The organism is Solilutibacter silvestris (assembly GCF_002895945.1).
GTDB lineage: Bacteria > Pseudomonadota > Gammaproteobacteria > Xanthomonadales > Xanthomonadaceae > Solilutibacter > Solilutibacter silvestris.
Window position 1 is genome coordinate 626,705 of record NZ_NPZB01000002.1, and the last position, 13,337, is coordinate 640,041.

General features: G+C 63.4%; 12 protein-coding genes and 2 tRNA genes. 9 read left to right on the forward strand and 5 right to left on the reverse strand.

The window, feature by feature from the left end:
* Nucleotides 1-16 precede the first annotated feature (16 nt).
* The 3 genes from folD (at nt 17) to guaA (ending at nt 4,004) form a co-directional block, all read left to right on the forward strand.
* Nucleotides 17-874, forward strand: a complete 858-nt coding sequence (gene folD / locus Lysil_RS10535) for a bifunctional methylenetetrahydrofolate dehydrogenase/methenyltetrahydrofolate cyclohydrolase FolD (RefSeq protein WP_103075536.1) — start codon at nt 17-19, stop codon at nt 872-874.
* Nucleotides 875-902: 28 nt separating this feature from the next.
* Nucleotides 903-2,363, forward strand: coding sequence for an IMP dehydrogenase (gene guaB, locus Lysil_RS10540; RefSeq protein ID WP_103075537.1), 1,461 nt, complete (start codon nt 903-905; stop codon nt 2,361-2,363).
* A 66-nt stretch (nt 2,364-2,429) separates the two neighbouring features.
* Nucleotides 2,430-4,004: a glutamine-hydrolyzing GMP synthase gene (guaA, locus tag Lysil_RS10545; protein ID WP_103075538.1), complete on the forward strand. Its 1,575-nt coding sequence runs from the start codon at nt 2,430-2,432 to the stop codon at nt 4,002-4,004.
* Between the two features lie 3 nt (nt 4,005-4,007).
* Here the strand turns inward: guaA and Lysil_RS10550 are convergent, their stop codons facing one another.
* Both Lysil_RS10550 and Lysil_RS10555 read right to left on the reverse strand, forming a co-directional pair.
* Complete coding sequence (locus tag Lysil_RS10550) at nt 4,008-4,571, reverse strand: DUF8082 domain-containing protein (RefSeq protein WP_103075539.1); 564 nt, start codon at nt 4,569-4,571, stop codon at nt 4,008-4,010.
* Between the two features lie 42 nt (nt 4,572-4,613).
* Nucleotides 4,614-5,768 carry a Cache 3/Cache 2 fusion domain-containing protein gene (locus Lysil_RS10555; RefSeq protein WP_103076023.1) on the reverse strand — a complete coding sequence of 385 codons (1,155 nt, stop codon included), beginning with the start codon at nt 5,766-5,768 and terminating at the stop codon, nt 4,614-4,616.
* 318 nt (nt 5,769-6,086) lie between these two features.
* Here Lysil_RS10555 and tadA point away from each other — a divergent pair, with 318 nt between their 5' ends.
* Nucleotides 6,087-6,563: a tRNA adenosine(34) deaminase TadA gene (gene tadA, locus Lysil_RS10560; RefSeq protein WP_103075540.1), complete on the forward strand. Its 477-nt coding sequence runs from the start codon at nt 6,087-6,089 to the stop codon at nt 6,561-6,563.
* 3 nt (nt 6,564-6,566) lie between these two features.
* Here tadA and Lysil_RS10565 read toward each other — a convergent pair whose 3' ends face one another.
* Nucleotides 6,567-7,025: a DUF2721 domain-containing protein gene (locus Lysil_RS10565; RefSeq protein WP_103075541.1), complete on the reverse strand. Its 459-nt coding sequence runs from the start codon at nt 7,023-7,025 to the stop codon at nt 6,567-6,569.
* Nucleotides 7,026-7,087: 62 nt separating this feature from the next.
* Here Lysil_RS10565 and orn point away from each other — a divergent pair, with 62 nt between their 5' ends.
* On the forward strand, nt 7,088-7,648 hold the full coding sequence (gene orn / locus Lysil_RS10570) for an oligoribonuclease (RefSeq protein WP_103075542.1): 561 nt from the start codon (nt 7,088-7,090) through the stop codon (nt 7,646-7,648).
* Nucleotides 7,649-7,663: 15 nt separating this feature from the next.
* Here orn and cls read toward each other — a convergent pair whose 3' ends face one another.
* Complete coding sequence (cls, locus tag Lysil_RS10575) at nt 7,664-9,160, reverse strand: cardiolipin synthase (protein ID WP_103075543.1); 1,497 nt, start codon at nt 9,158-9,160, stop codon at nt 7,664-7,666.
* Between the two features lie 64 nt (nt 9,161-9,224).
* A complete protein-coding gene (gene ppsA, locus Lysil_RS10580) occupies nt 9,225-11,630 on the reverse strand; it encodes a phosphoenolpyruvate synthase (RefSeq protein ID WP_103075544.1) in 2,406 nt (801 codons plus the stop codon).
* A gap of 81 nt (nt 11,631-11,711) precedes the next feature.
* Between ppsA and ppsR the strand changes: the two genes are divergently transcribed.
* The 4 genes from ppsR to Lysil_RS10600 all read left to right on the forward strand — a co-directional run bounded on the left by ppsR (nt 11,712) and on the right by Lysil_RS10600 (nt 13,336).
* The gene (gene ppsR / locus Lysil_RS10585) at nt 11,712-12,533 is read left to right on the forward strand and encodes a posphoenolpyruvate synthetase regulatory kinase/phosphorylase PpsR (RefSeq protein ID WP_103075545.1); all 822 of its coding nucleotides are present in this window, start codon (nt 11,712-11,714) and stop codon (nt 12,531-12,533) included.
* 65 nt (nt 12,534-12,598) lie between these two features.
* Nucleotides 12,599-13,087, forward strand: coding sequence for a DUF1249 domain-containing protein (locus Lysil_RS10590; RefSeq protein WP_103075546.1), 489 nt, complete (start codon nt 12,599-12,601; stop codon nt 13,085-13,087).
* A gap of 42 nt (nt 13,088-13,129) precedes the next feature.
* Nucleotides 13,130-13,205, forward strand: a tRNA-Ala gene (locus tag Lysil_RS10595).
* Nucleotides 13,206-13,260: 55 nt separating this feature from the next.
* Nucleotides 13,261-13,336 (forward strand) — tRNA-Glu (locus tag Lysil_RS10600).
* Nucleotide 13,337: the final 1 nt, after the last annotated feature.

Consider the following 13,337-nt stretch of genomic DNA (forward strand, 5'->3'; position numbering starts at 1 on the left):
CCCCGCCGGCCCATGCATGACCGCTCGCATCCTCGATGGAAAACGCATCGCTGACACCCTGCTTGACCAATTGCGCGTGCAGGTCGATGCGCGCATCGCGGCCGGGAAATCGCGCCCGGGGCTGGCAGTGGTGCTGGTCGGTGGCGATCCGGCATCGCAGAGCTACGTGCGCAACAAGCGTCGCGCGGCAGCGAAAGTCGGCATCCAGGCCTTCGACCATGACCTGCCCGCGGGCACGACCGAAGCCGAATTGCTGGAGCTGATCGACACGCTCAACGCCGACCCCGAAGTGCACGGCATCCTGGTGCAATTGCCGCTGCCCGGCATTCCCGATGCCAGCCGCCTGATCGAACGCATCCGTCCCGACAAGGACGTCGATGGCTTCCATCCCGCCAATGTCGGCCATCTGGTGCTGCGCCAGTTCGGCCTGCGACCGTGCACGCCGCGCGGCATCACCACCTTGCTCGCCTATACCGACAGGCCGGTGCGCGGGCAGAGCGCGACCATCATCGGTGTCTCCAACCACGTCGGCCGGCCGATGGCGCTGGAACTGCTGATCGCCGGCTGCACGGTCACCAGTTGCCACAAGTTCACCCCGTCGGAGGTACTGGAAAGCGCGGTACGCGGCGCCGATATCCTGGTGGTCGCGGTGGGACGCCCGGCGCTGATCCCGGGCGAGTGGATCAAGCCCGGCGCGGTGGTGATCGACGTCGGCATCAACCGCCTCGAGGACGGCCGGCTGGTTGGCGATGTCGGTTTCGATGTGGCCGCACAGCGCGCCAGCTGGATCACCCCGGTGCCGGGCGGGGTCGGGCCGATGACGGTGGCAACCCTGATGCAGAACACGCTGGAAGCCGCAAACGCGCTACAATGACGCGCTTCCCAAGCCAAACGAGCTCCCGATGCTCCGCATTCTGGCCGAAGCGCTCACCTACGACGACGTCTCGCTGGTTCCCGCCCACTCCATCGTCCTGCCCAAGGACGTCTCGCTGGCGGCGAATCTCACCAACAAGCTCCGTCTGAACCTGCCGATCGTCTCGGCGGCGATGGACACCGTGACCGACGCGCGACTCGCGATCGCCATCGCGCAACTGGGCGGCATCGGCATCCTCCACAAGAACATGAGCGTGGCCGAACAGGCCGCCAGCGTGCGCCGGGTCAAGAGTTTCGAATCCGGCATCATCCGCGAACCGTTCACCGTGCATCCCGACGCCACCATCGGCGACGTGTTGAAGCTGACGCGCGCGCGCAACATCTCCGGCGTGCCGGTGGTGGACGAGAACGGCCATCTGGTCGGCATCGTCACCGGCCGCGACATGCGCTTCGAACGCAAGCTCGACGATCCGGTGCGCCACATCATGACCAAGCGTGATCGCCTGATCACGGTGCAGGAAGGCGCCAGCGACGAGGAAGTGCTGGAGAAACTGCATCGCAACCGCATCGAGAAGGTGCTGGTGGTGAATGATGACTTCGCCTTGCGCGGACTCATCACCGTCAAGGACATCCAGAAGAAGCGCGACAACCCCAACGCCGCCTACGACCACGACGAACAGTTGCTGGTCGGTGCGGCGGTGGGCGCGGGTGGCGACACGGAGCAGCGCATCGAGGCACTGGTCGAGGCCGAGGTCGACGCGATCGTCGTCGATACCGCGCATGGCCATTCGCAGGGCGTGATCGACCGCGTGGCGTGGGCGAAGAGGAACTATCCGAACCTGCAGGTGATCGCCGGCAACATCGTCACCGGTGACGCCGCGCTGGCGTTGATGGATGCCGGCGCCGATGCGGTGAAGGTCGGCGTCGGTCCCGGTTCGATCTGCACCACGCGCGTGGTCGCGGGCGTCGGCGTGCCGCAAATCACCGCGGTCTCGATGGTCGCCGAGGCTTTGCGGGATCGCATCCCGCTGATCGCCGATGGCGGCATCCGCTATTCCGGCGATCTCGGCAAGGCGCTCGCCGCCGGGGCATCGACCATCATGATCGGTGGCCTGTTCGCCGGTACCGAGGAATCGCCCGGCGAAACCGAACTGTTCCAGGGGCGCAGCTACAAGAGCTATCGCGGCATGGGTTCGCTCGGCGCGATGGAGAAGGGTTCGAAGGATCGCTATTTCCAGGATGCTTCCGACGCCGACAAACTGGTGCCGGAAGGCATCGAAGGTCGCGTGCCGTATCGCGGTCCGTTGTCGGCGGTGGTGCACCAGCTCGCCGGCGGTTTGCGCGCGACGATGGGCTATGTCGGCTGCGCCACTGTCGAGGACATGCGCAAGAAGCCGCAATTCGTGAAGGTGTCGAACGCCGGCCAGCGCGAGAGCCATGTCCACGACGTGCAGATCACCAAGGAACCGCCGAACTACAGGGCGGGTTGATCCATCCACGCAAAGGGAGCCGCAAGACTCCCTTTGTTGTTTCCACTATCGATAAATATCCGACGCATGACCAACATCCATACCGACAAGATCCTCATCCTCGATTTCGGTGCGCAATACACCCAATTGATCGCGCGACGCATTCGCGAGATTGGCGTCTATTGCGAGATCTGGGCGTGGGACCACGATCCGGCGGAAATCGCCGCGTTCGGCGCCAAGGGCATCATCCTCTCGGGTGGTCCGGAATCGACCACCGAAGCAGGTTGCCCTGCCGCGCCGCGGCAGGTGTTCGACGCCAAGGTGCCGCTGCTAGGCATCTGCTACGGCATGCAGACGCTTGCGGTGCAACTGGGTGGAGAAACCGAAGCGGGCAACCAGCGCGAGTTCGGTCACGCGCAGTTGCAGTTCGCCGGCGATGACGTGCTGATGCAGGCATTGGCCAGCGTCGCCGATGGCGCCAACGTGTGGATGAGCCACGGCGATCACGTCTCGAAGGCGCCGCCGGGTTTCCATGTCACCGCCAAGACCGATCGCCTCGGCATCGCCGCCTTCGCCGATGACCAGCGCCACATCTATGGCGTGCAGTTCCATCCGGAAGTCACCCATACCCGCGGCGGCGAAGCATTGCTGCGTCGTTTCGTGGTCGATGTCTGCGGTTGCAAGACCTTGTGGACGCCGGCCAACATCATCGACGACCAGATCGCGCGCGTGCGCGAACAGGTCGGTTCGGATGAAGTGATCCTCGGCCTGTCCGGCGGTGTCGATTCCTCGGTGGTCGCGGCGCTGCTGCATCGTGCCATCGGCGATCAACTCACTTGCGTGTTCGTCGATACCGGCCTGCTGCGCTGGCACGAAGGCGACCAGGTGATGGCGATGTTCGCCAGCGAAGCCGACAAAGGCGGCATGGGCATCAAGGTGATTCGCGTCAATGCCGCCGATCGCTATTTCGACAAGCTGAAGGGCGTCGAGGATCCGGAAACCAAGCGCAAGATCATCGGTAATCTCTTCGTCGACATTTTCGATGAAGAATCGAACAAGTTGCAGAATGCCAAGTGGCTGGCGCAGGGCACGATCTATCCCGACGTGATCGAATCGGCCGGCAGCAAGACCGGCAAGGCGCATGTCATCAAGAGCCATCACAACGTCGGTGGCCTGCCCGAAGACATGAAGCTCGGCCTGGTCGAACCGTTGCGCGAGTTGTTCAAGGACGAAGTGCGTCGTCTCGGTGTCGAACTCGGCCTGCCGCGCGAGATGGTGTATCGCCATCCGTTCCCCGGTCCGGGCTTGGGCGTGCGCATCCTCGGCGAAGTGAAGCGCGAATACGCGGAGCTGCTGGCGAAAGCCGACGCCATCTTCATCGACGAATTGCGCAAGGCTGATCTCTACGACAAGACCTCGCAGGCATTCGCGGTCTTCCTGCCGGTGAAATCGGTCGGCGTGGTCGGCGATGCCCGTGCCTACGAATGGGTGATCGCGTTGCGCGCGGTCGAGACCATCGACTTCATGACCGCGCACTGGGCGCACCTGCCGTACGACTTCCTCGGCACGGTGTCGAATCGCATCATCAATGAACTGCGCGGCGTCTCGCGCGTGGTCTACGACATCAGTGGCAAGCCGCCGGCGACGATCGAATGGGAGTGAGCCCTACCCGATCTTCGCCAAGGCCGCATGCACCTCGGCGGTGAATTGCTGGCGTTCGTGCGCGGTGGACAGGTTCGCCGCAAGCTGTTCGATGATTTGCTGCATCTGGTTCGTGCCCTCGAACACCTCGTCGCACAGCATGCCGGCGATCGGCCCGAGGTGATTGAGCGCGACGTCCTCGACAGCGCTGCGCACACGGGGATCGGATGCGTCCTGCTTGACTGAAGCAGGGGTGATGATCTGCGTTTTCCCGGCGAGATCACGTTCGAAGCCGCCCAGCAACCATAGCAGTGCGTCTTCACTCAGATGGGATGGCCTGCCGTGGTCATGTCCGGTTTCCTCCGCCTGGAAGCGCGACTTGGCGGCCTCGACCATGCCCAGTCGCTGCACTGCCTCGTCGTTGCGCAACATCCGGAACACCACTTCTTCAATCTGCCCGGCATGAAGCTTGATCATGCACGAGTGGTTGTCCGCGGTGACGATGAACAGGATTCCGCTCGCTTTTTTCTGCGCGAGCGAACGCAGTTCGCGCAGGATGTCGATCAGTGGTCGGAAATCATTGCTCACGATGGTGCCTCCCTTGCGTCATCGCTTGAAGGTGAGGGCGGCTCAGCGTTTGCTGAGCCGTTCCATCGCGAGACGCACGCTGTTCGACAGGCGCGAGATCGCGCGTGCCAGCGTGCCGATTTCGTCCTTGAGATCGACTTCCTCGATCGTGTTGTTCCACTTGCCCTTGCTCAACTCGTCGGCGACGGTGGTGAGATGCTGGATCGGTCGCAGCACGCGGTTCCAGATCAGTGTCGATTGCATGCCGAGCAACAGTGCGCCAACCAGCACGCCGATCGCGATGATCCACAGCGATTGCTTCAGGATGGTGCCGTTGATGTCGCTCTTGGGATACGCGGAGACCAGAGTGAAGCCCCAGTCCGGCACGTCCTGTTTGGTGACGGTCCAGTCGTCCGGGGCTTTGCCGGAGATGGCTTCGATCTGCGCCGGATCGGTGGTCGCCCCGGTCTTGGACTGGAAGCGCAGCTTGCCGTTGGCATCGAAGATGGCGATGAAGCCGGAGTCGAGGACGCGACGATCGGCAACCACTTTCTCCAGTGCCTCCAGATTGGTCTTGAAGCCGACGTACCAGATGCCGACAGCGCGCTTGCCACCACCGTCGCCGGCAAGGATGGGGTCGTAACCGGTGACATAGGGCGTGCCGAGGATATCGACCACGCCGTAGAAGGGCTCGCCCTTGGTAATGGACTGGATTGCCTTTCCATGCGGGTCGAGCACGGTACCGATCGCGCGGCTGCCATCGTCCTTCTTGACGTTGGTCGCGATGCGGACGTACTCGTCGCCGGTGCGCGCAAAGATCGTCGCGGTCCCTTCGTCGATGGCGGTAACGCTGTCGACCAAGGCGAAGTTGTTGCCTTGTGGCTGGCCACCGAACAACAGGTCGTTGGCCGGGCGACCACCCACGGTGATCTGCGGACCTACGCTGACCGGGCCCAGCTTGCCACCATCACGTTGCAGCAGGCGCATGGAGGAATGCACGCGATCGAGCATGATCGATCGGGTGACTGCGAATAGGCTTTGCAAGGCACTCGTCTGGCGCTCGATCGATTCGTTGGCATTGGTGCGTACGCGGTTGGCCTGGGTGACGGCCAGCACGATCGTCAGCACGATCACGACGACCAGCACCAGAGCCAATACCGGCAGCAACAGGCGCACGCGCAAGGAATCGCGAACGTTGGAAATTTCGGCTGAATTCATCATTGCTCTCCCCAGAACGATATCGGTCGTCGTTGATGCACATCTGGCAGGCAGTCGACTCTTGGTGCCTGTGTGATCGACCGTCCCCAAGGCCGTTGCATCGGCGAGCAAAAGTTGACTCGTTCAGGTTAGCACAAGCCATTTGAAATATTGAGACATCAAGCACATTTCGAACATGCAATGCGGGAAAAATTTGACGTCACTGTCACGCCCGGATCATGTCCGACCGCGTGGCGGTGGCAAGCCGTAGGCAGGTGGTCAGAGGAACGATCCGTATAATCGCGCGCCATCGGGTGGCCCGTTTCGGAGTTGAGTGGGATGACAGTGATCGACGACGAACGCTGGATGCATCGCGCACTGGAACTGGCCGAACGCGCGGTATCGGAGGATGACGAGATTCCGGTCGGCGCGATCGTGGTGTCGGCCGATGGCGACGTGGTCGGCGAGGGCTGGAACCGCAACATCGCCGAGCATGACGCTTCCGCGCACGCGGAAATCGTGGCGATGCGCAGGGCAGGGCAGGCGCTGGGCAATCATCGGCTGGTCGGTTGCACGCTCTACGTCACCCTGGAGCCCTGCGCGATGTGCGCGATGGCTGCGGTGCATGCGCGGATGGCACGCGTCGTCTACGGCGCGAACGATCCCAAGACCGGTGCGGCTGGCAGTGTCTTCGATTTGCTCGGCGATCCCCGTCACAACCATCGCATCGAAGTGACCGGCGGCGTGCTTGCCGACGAAGCGAGCACGCGGCTGACAAACTATTTCCGCAACAAGCGCGGCAAGCAGCCGCTGTAAGCGTCAGCGCAGGCGTCGTGCCAGTTCGTGGTCAAGTTCGCGATCGAAGCTGCGCACGGCGAGATTCACCTCGCGCCATAGCGAATAACTCGCGCCGAGCAGGAAGCTCACGCCAAGCACGGCCAGCAATGTCGGCAGCGCGCCCATGCGGAAATCGAGGCCGGCATCCATGGCCAGCGTGAGGCTGGTGCCGACGAAACAGGCGAGTGCGGTATAGAGCAATTGGCAGGCGCGCAGGACGAGATGCGCGCGCTGGCGATGACGCGCGATCTGCACGTCGCGCTCCTTGCGATCGGGTGCCTCGGCCTCCCACGTGACGATCAGCGAACGCAGGCGATCCACGACGCGTGCAAGCCGGTTGTTCGCGGCGGACAACAGGGTGGCGGTGGCGGTCAGGAAGAACGCCGGCGCCAGCATCGCTGTCAGGATGACGTAATGGATCGAGGTCGGATTGGAGGACATGGCTGGGCGGATGCTGGGACGGGCTGGGCTATCATGCGACGTCCCGAAGGAATGCGCGAGCCATGACCGAAGATCAGATGGAACAACGGTTGATCTGGATCGATCTCGAAATGACCGGGCTCGATACCGTTCGCGATTCCATCCTCGAAATCGCCACCGTGGTGACTGATGCGCAGTTGAACGTGTTGGCCGAAGGGCCGGAGTTCGCGATCGCGCAGCCGTTGGTCGTGCTGGAGGCAATGGACGAGTGGAACCGCACCCAGCACGGCAAGTCAGGATTGTGGCGACGGGTATTGGAGGAAGGCGTGGCGTTGGCGGAGGCCGAAGCGAAGACGCTGGAATTCCTGCGCGGGTGGGTGCCGGCGAGGATGTCGCCGATGTGCGGCAATTCGATTTGCCAGGATCGGCGTTTCCTGCATCGCCAGATGCCGGAGCTGGAGCGTTACTTCCACTATCGCGCTATCGACGTCAGCACCGTCAAGGAACTGGCGCGGCGCTGGGCACCGCAGGTGTCGGCCGGATTCACCAAGGAAAGCGCGCACACGGCATTGAGCGACGTGCGCGATTCCATCGCCGAGCTGCGCCACTACCGGAAATCCATGGGCGCGTTCGCGCCGGAGTGAGCGCGTGGTCGCGCGTCACAGCAGCGGCGCCGTCATTCCCACGGCATCCTGCACCAACCGGCGATGGAACGGCCACGCGCGTACCGATTCGAGGGTCACCGGCCGCGACGCCGCGAGATAGGACAGCTGGCGTTGCCGGATCGTATCGGTGACGCCGCGATCGGCAACGAGCATGTTGTTCTCGAAATTGAGTTGCAGGCTGCGGCGATCCATGTTGGCCGACCCGACCAGCGCGAATTCGCAGTCGACGGTCATCGACTTGGTGTGGAGCAGGCCCAGCGGGTACTCGAAAATCTCCACCCCGCAGGCGAGCAGGTCGTCGTAGGTGCTGTAGCAGGCACTGCCGACCAGCCAGGAATTGTTGCGCGCGGGAAAGATGATCGTGGTCTTGACGCTGCGTCGCGGTGCCGCGCACAGCGCGCGCAACAGTGCCTCGTCGGGGACGAAGTAAGGCGTGGTGACCAGCAATTCCTCGCGCGCGGCATAGATCGTGGCGACGAACATGTCCGACATGGCATTGCCGCGGGTGGTCGGCCCGGTGCCGAACATCTGCGCGATCACGCCAGGCTCGACACGTTGCGGCAGTGGTAAGGCCGAGGGCAACGCTTCCAGCGATTGCTCGCCGGTTTCGGCGATCCATGCGCTGAGGAAGAGAAATTGTTCCTGACGCACCACCGGTCCTTCGCAGCGCAGGAAGATGTCGATCCACGGCGCGTAGCGCGGTTCGGTGCGGAACTCCGGATCGGCGCAGTTCTGGCTGCCGCAATACGCGATGCGATTGTCGATCACCACGATCTTGCGGTGGTTGCGCAGATCGACGCGGCCGATCGCCAGATTTCCCAGTCGCGGGATGTCGTTCAACGTCGCCAGCGTCTGCACGCCGGCATCGCGCAGTTGGCGCCAGCGCGGCGAGCGGGTGAACGCGCGCGATCCCAGCGCATCCACCATTACCCGGCATTGCACGCCGCGGCGGGCGGCGGCGCACACTGCATCGGCGACCTTGCCGCCGTTGTTGTCATCCAGCCAGATGTAGAAGCTGATGTGGACATGTTCGCGGGCTTGTTCGATGTCGGCGACCAGGGCGGCGATCGCGATATCGGAGTTCACCATCGGGGCGTCGATCGGCGCGTCGGGATCCCCCAGCAGTTCGATGCGATTGCCGGCGACCGGGTGGAAACCGTTGATCGAGCGCGCGAGCTCGAACAGTTTGGCGAAGCGCAGTGCGACATCCGGCGGCGTGCCGGCGGAATCGTCCGGCAATGGCATGCGTTCGATGGTCCGATGCAGATCGTGGATGCGCCGGCGGCCGATGCTGGTTTCGCCGAGGAACAGATAGGCGATCACGCCCAGCAACGGCAGGAACATGATCACTGCGACCCAGGCCACGCGCGACGCGGGCGTGCGGTTGGGGCGGGTGATCGCGCGCGCGACCACGGCCAGATGCAGGGCGAACAGCAGCGCCGAGGAGAACAGGTCCAGCAGCGTGTGCGGCCAACCCAATGCGAATGTCATGCGCGACTCCGGAAAGCATGCCTCCCGGAAGTCTAGATCAAGCACCGCATGTAGCGCGTCGGGATCAGCCCGCCTTCGCTTTCGCCAGCGCCAGCCAGGTATCGACCACTGTGTCCGGATTGAGCGAGAGCGACTCGATGCCCTGTTCCATCAACCACAGCGCGAGATCGGGATGATCGCTCGGCCCCTGGCCGCAGATGCCGATGTACTTGCCCTTGGCGCGCGCGGCCTGGATCGCCATCGACAGCATCTTCTTCACCGCCGGATCGCGTTCGTCGAACAGGTTGGCGACGATCGAGGAATCGCGGTCGAGGCCGAGCGTGAGCTGGGTCATGTCGTTGGAGCCGATCGAGAAGCCGTCGAAGATGTCGAGGAATTCGTCGGCGAGCAGCGCGTTCGACGGCACTTCGCACATCATGATGATTTTCAGGCCCGGCTTTTCATTGGTCGCGCCATCGCCCTGTTTCAGGCCGTTGCGCGCCAGCACTTCGATCACCTTGCGGCCTTCGTCGAGCGTGCGCACGAACGGGATCATCACCCACAGGTTGTCGAGGCCCATTTCCTCGCGCACGCGCTTCACAGCGCGGCATTCCAGCGCGAAGGCGTCGGCGAAGTCCGGCGAGACGTAACGCGAGGCGCCACGGAAACCGATCATCGGGTTTTCTTCATGCGGTTCGTACTTCGATCCGCCGATCAGGTTGGCGTATTCGTTCGACTTGAAGTCCGACAGGCGCACGATCACCGGATTCGGCGCGACCGATGCGGTGATGGTGGCGATGCCTTCGACCAGGCGATCGACGTAGAAATCGACCGGCGATGCATAACCGGCCATGCGTGCGTCGATCTTCTTCTTGGTCTCGGCGTCCTGGCGGGCGTAATCCAGCAGCGCCTTCGGATGCACGCCGATATGGCTGGCGATGATCATTTCCAGGCGCGCCAAGCCGATGCCGGCGTTCGGCAGCTGGCCGAAATCGAAGGCGCGTTCCGGATTCGCCACGTTCATCATGATCTTCATCGGCGCCGGCGGCATGTTGCCGAGATCGGTCGTGGTGCGCTCGAAGGGCAGGTTGCCTTGGTAGATGAAGCCGGTATCGCCCTCGGCGCAACTCACGGTGATCGATTGCCCGTCGACGATGGTGTCAAGCGCGTTGCCGGTGCCGACCACTGCGGGCACACCGAGTTCGCGCGCGATGATCGCGGCGTGACAGGTGCGGCCACCGCGATTGGTGACGATCGCCGAGGCGCGCTTCATGATCGGCTCCCAATCGGGATCGGTCATGTCGGCAACCAGCACGTCACCGGGCTGCACGTTGTTCATGTCTTCGAGACGGCGGACTACGCGCGCGGTGCCGGCGCCGATCTTCTGGCCGATCGCACGGCCTTCGCACAACACCGGGCCGCGTTCGCCCAGCGTGTAACGTTCGATCTGCGTCGCCTTCGCCCGCGACTTCACCGTTTCCGGACGCGCCTGCAGGATGTAGAGCTTGCCGGTGTTGCCGTCCTTGCCCCATTCGATGTCCATCGGGCGGCCGTAATGCTGTTCGATCACCAACGCCTGCTTCGACAGTTCGGCGACGTCGGCATCGCTGATCGAGAACTTCGAACGCAATTCCACCGGCGTGTCCTCGGTGCGCACGCGTTCGCCGGGTGCATCGGAATAGACCATGCGCAACTGCTTGCTGCCGAGCGCACGACGCAGGATCGCCGGCTTGCCCGCCATCAGCGTCGGCTTGTAGACGTAGAACTCGTCCGGGTTCACCGCGCCTTGCACCACCATCTCGCCAAGGCCATAGCTGGAAGTGACGAACACCACGTCGCGGAAACCGGATTCCGTATCGAGGGTGAACAGCACGCCCGCTGCGCCGACGTCCGAGCGCACCATCTGCTGGATGCCGGCGGAGAGGAACACGTCCTCGTGCGCGAAACCGTGGTGGACGCGATAGGCGATCGCGCGATCGTTGTACAGCGACGCGAACACTTCCTTGACCTTGCGCACGACGTCATCGGCGCCGGTCACGTTGAGGAAGGTTTCCTGCTGGCCGGCGAACGACGCGTCGGGCAAGTCTTCGGCGGTGGCGGAGGAACGTACGGCGACGGCGAGATCGACGGAACCGGCCTCCTGGCTCATCTGCGCGTAGGCGCTGCGGATATCGGCTTCGAGTCCGGGCTGCAGTGGTGCGTCGATCACCCAGCCGCGGACTTCGGCGCCGGCCTTGGTCAATGCCGGCACGTCGTCGACATCGATGGTCTTCAGCTTGTCGTAGATGCGCGCGTGCAGGTCGTTGTGGGCGATGAAGTCCTTGAAGGCATCGGCGGTGGTGGCGAAACCGCCCGGCACCGAGACGCCGAGGCCGGCGAGCTGGCCGATCATCTCGCCCAGCGAGGAATTCTTGCCGCCCACCTGGGCGAGATCGGACAGGCGCAGGTCTTTCAGCCAGAGGACATTCTTGCTGTGGGCTGGGGCGGTCAAGGGGAAGCTCCGGACAGGGATTCGGGATGCCGAACGGCAATCCGGTTATTTTAGCAATCGTTTTCATCAACGGCCCGACACATGTCCGACATCCGCCCGGTCTTCTACGTTTCCGATGGCACCGGCATCACCGCCGAGACCATCGGCCACAGCCTGCTGACCCAGTTCAGCGAGGGCGAATTCCAGACCGATCGCCTGCCGTTCGTCGATACCCCGGACAAGGCCCGCGAAGCGGCAGTCCTCATTCGCGCGGCCGGCGAGCAGGCCGGGGTGCGCCCGATCGTGGTGAATTCCTGCGTGGACGGTGATCTCAGCGCCGTTCTCGCCACCAGCGGTGCGTTGATGCTGGACGTGTTCGCGCCGTTCATCGCGCCACTGGAACAGGAGCTTGGTCGCAAGCGCCAACCGCGGGTCGGCAAGGCGCATGGCATCGTCGATTTCGACCAGTACCACCGGCGCATCAACGCAATGAACTACGCGCTCACCCACGACGACGGCATGCGGGTGGACTACAGCGACGCCGACGTGATCCTGATCGGCGTGTCGCGCGCCGGCAAGACGCCGACCTGCGTGTACCTGGCGCTGCATCATGGACTGCGCGCGGCGAACTATCCGCTAACCGATGACGATCTCGAAAGCGACCGCCTACCGCCGCGCCTGCGCCAATATCGCAACAAGCTGTTCGGCTTGACCATCGATCCCGATCGCCTGCACCAGATCCGCCAGGAACGCCGGCCGAATTCGCGCTATTCCGAGATGGACACCTGCAAGCGCGAGGTTGCCGCGGCGAATGTGATCTTCAGCACGGAACACATTCCGGTGTTGTCGACCACGCATGCGTCGATCGAGGAAATTTCCAGTCGCGTGCTGGAAACACTGGGAATCAATCGCGAAATGTATTGACCGAGCTCACAAAGCTGTATCGGCCGCCATTGCCGAATCGCGCCTGATCGCGTATAGGTCACCCCATGGCACTGGTTCACGCCCCTGTCGTTCGCATTCCCCATCTCAGTCGCTTCGGCCTGTTGATGGGACTGTATGCGGAGAATCACGGCAAGCTCACGCGCTTGCTGGCTCCGGCGCGCCTGCCTGTCGGCAGCTATCTCTCGCATGGCGATGACGGGCTCGATCTGCGCCTCGATATCATCGAACAGCATCGCTACACCACCGAATTGCGCCTGACCTACACGGTGATCGACCCGGTCAGCGGCGAACCCGATCCCTCGGCCTTCGTGCGCCTGTATCGCGATGCGCGCCAGGCCGAAGCCACCCATTGCCATGTCGGGCGACGCTGGCAGGACGTGGTGGGGATGTATCCGCCGCCACAAGCGATCATCGACCACCGCCTGCGCATGAACATTTTCCTCGGCAAATGGCTGGATCTGCTGGCCATCCGCGGCCATGGCCAGGCCACGATGCTGCGCTTCGACGAAGCTTCTGCTGTCGAAGAGGGTTGACGAAGGAAATCGATCTCCCTAGACTAGCGGGCTTCCCTCTGTGGGGCCATAGCTCAGCTGGGAGAGCGCCTGCATGGCATGCAGGAGGTCGGCGGTTCGATCCCGCCTGGCTCCACCAACATCGATCGCATCAAGGCCAGCGAACGATGTCGAAGGGAAACAGCGTCAAACACGTCCCCATCGTCTAGAGGCCTAGGACATTACCCTTTCACGGTAGCGACCGGGGTTCGAATCCCCGTGGGGACGCCAT